This is a genomic window from Chitinophaga sp. (assembly GCF_035564935.1).
GTDB lineage: Bacteria > Bacteroidota > Bacteroidia > Chitinophagales > Chitinophagaceae > Chitinophaga.
In genome coordinates this window covers 1-2,885 of record NZ_DATMTE010000472.1, presented here as the reverse complement: position 1 = coordinate 2,885, position 2,885 = coordinate 1, and the positions used below count along the sequence as shown (strand labels likewise).

Below are 2,885 nucleotides of genomic sequence, written 5' to 3'. Positions count from 1 at the left end.
GTGGCGTAATTTTCTGAAGTCCCGGTTATACTCTGTCGTAAATTTAACAGGGCTCGCGTTAGGTATGGCTGTATCATTATTGTTGGGGCTATGGATATGGGATGAACTTTCTTTTAATAATTATCATGAGCATCACAGCAGGATTGCAAAGGTGATGACTAATCAGACTTTTAACGGACGGGTAAGTACAGAGCCTGTTGTATCTATTCCAATGGTACAGGAGCTTCGTACCAGCTATGGGGCGAATTTTAAGAAGATTACATTAACTTCCTGGCCTGCGGAGCATTTGGTAAATGTAGGCACCAGGAAATTTTTCCAGACAGGGTTATGGGTACAGCCGGACTTCACGGAAATGTTTTCGCTGAAGATGATCAGGGGGAAAGCGACCCTGGATGCTCCGGAAACAGTGTTGATATCAGCATCGCTGGCTAAGGTGTTGTTTGATAACGAAGATCCTATTGGCAAGATCATCAGAACAGATGACAAGCTGAACGTGAGTGTGGTGGGAGTATATGAGGACTGGCCGCATAATACTACCTTTCATGATGTTAAAATGTTGTTGCCATGGGATAACTATTACCTTGTTGATGATTGGGTGAAAACGGCTGAAACCCAATGGGATAACCAGGCATTTCAGGCGTTTGTACAATTAGGCGATGCTGTGGACCGTGAAAAAGTAGATGCAAAAATTAAAAACATACCACTTGGTCATCTGCCGGAAGGGAAGGAAGAGCTTTTTCTGCATATGATGGATGACTGGCATCTGTATGGAGAGTTTGACAACGGAAAGATGTCCGGCGGCTATATTCAATATGTGAAAATGCTGGCAATTATCGGTGTGTTTGTACTATTGCTGGCTTGTATCAATTTTGTTAATCTTTCCACAGCCCGGAGCGAGATGAGGGCCAAAGAAGTGGGCATCAGGAAAACGATGGGCTCTTTAAAAGGGCAGCTCATAGCACAGTTTTTATGGGAAACGGCATTTATTGTTTTCTTTAGTCTTTTAATATCCCTGTTAGCAGTACAGCTGGCGCTTCCCTTCTTTAACAATATGGCCGACAAACATATCTTCATACCATGGGCCAACGGGTATTTCTGGATGGGGTTGTTATTATTCCTGCTGATCACCAGCTTCCTGGCCGGAAGTTATCCTGCATTTTTCCTGTCCCGCTTTGAAGCTATCAAAGCGCTGAAAGGACTGGTACATGTAGGACATTCCGGGTTTACACTGCGTAAAATGCTGGTGGTGGTGCAGTTTACCGCTTCCGTTACATTGATCATTGCTACTATTGTAGTTTACAGCCAGGTAAGATATGCAAAGAACCGTGTGGTAGGTTATGACAAGGAGGGACTGATCAATATTGAAATAACGAATCCGGCTATGTATAGCCACTACAATGCCATCCGGAATGATTTACTGCAAACCGGCGTAGTGGCTGAAGCATCGGCTGCCTCAAACGCTTCAACAGAGCGGGGAACCACCAATACCAATTTTCAGTGGACCGGTAAGGATGTAACGAGCAATGTTATTTTCAGAACAATTGCCGTTACACATGATTATGGCAAAACGATCGACTGGAAAATAAAACAGGGGCGTGATTTCTCCAGGAATTTTCCAACAGATACCGGGGCATTTATTGTAAATGAAGCAGCTGTAAAGCTGTTGGGCTTCAAAGATCCTGTAGGGCAAACTATTTTGTGGAACCAGAAACCACGCCCTATACTGGGGGTTGTGAAAGATATGATCATGGAATCTCCTTATGAGCCGGTAAAACCAACCATCTTCTTCCTGAATTACAGCGACAGCTGGATCAGCGTATTGTCTGTACGCATTAAACAGGGGGCGCCTCTTCAGGGGGCACTGGATGAGATTGCTGCCGTGTTTCAGAAGTATGATCCCAATACTCCCTTCGTATTTAAATTTAATGATGAGGAGTATGCCAGGAAGTTCTTTAATGAAGAACGGATGGGAAACCTGATCACCTTCTTCTCTGTATTCGCTATCATTATCTCTTATATCGGACTTATGGGACTTGCTTCCTTTATTGCAGAAAGACGCACCAAAGAAATAGGAGTGCGTAAGGTGATGGGAGCTTCGGTTGGGGCGTTGTGGCAACTGATGTCGAAAGAATTTGTGGTGCTGGTCCTGATCTCCTGTGTTATTTCAACGCCAATAGCCTGGTATCTGCTGAGCAGGTGGTTGCAACAATTTGCATTCCGCGTAGAGATCAGCTGGTGGATCTTTATAGTGGTGGCCGTAGGAACCATATTGACAACGCTGCTTACCGTAAGCTATAAGATCATAAAAACAGCCAGTATTAATCCTATTAAAAGTCTTCGTGCCGACTAACAGGATATAAATTTAATTGCTGAACAAGATAAAAAACGCATGTTTCAAAACTATTAACAGATGCTTTCCGGGCTTCCTCCTGCCCCGATATTCAACATAATTTCTTCCTCTTTGCAACAACGGATCTGATTTATCAGGTATCGATAGAGTGATAATCTTTTTTTTTCAAAGAAAAAAAAATAGATTATCACTTTTAGTTTTTAATTTAAAGAAATCATTATACACACTTCACAGTGTATGATTTTTTGGTTGTATTACCTGGGATGTTATGATGTAAATGATGTAATTGCCACGTTTTTTTAAGACACATTTTGCCAACGTAGCAAACCTGTTTGTTAAGATAAACATTTGTGTACCCTACAATAGTACCCTATGCAGTCTAAGCCTTGGAACCTTGCGATAGTGGATGAGTCCTTGTTGTTCAGAAAATTGCTGAGGAGCAAGTTTTCGGAACAGAATAACCTGAATGTAGCCATCGATACCTCGGAGTTGTATGATCTTTTTCAAATGCTTACGGATTATCCTGTAGATGTCC

General features: G+C 42.5%; 1 protein-coding gene. It reads left to right on the top strand.

Translation table 11 applies throughout. The annotated features are described in order from the left end of the window. The coding region (locus VN105_RS12160) for an ABC transporter permease (RefSeq protein ID WP_325641200.1) at positions 1–2,350 on the top strand (2,350 nt) is incomplete at its 5' end. Positions 2,351–2,885 lie beyond the last annotated feature (535 nt).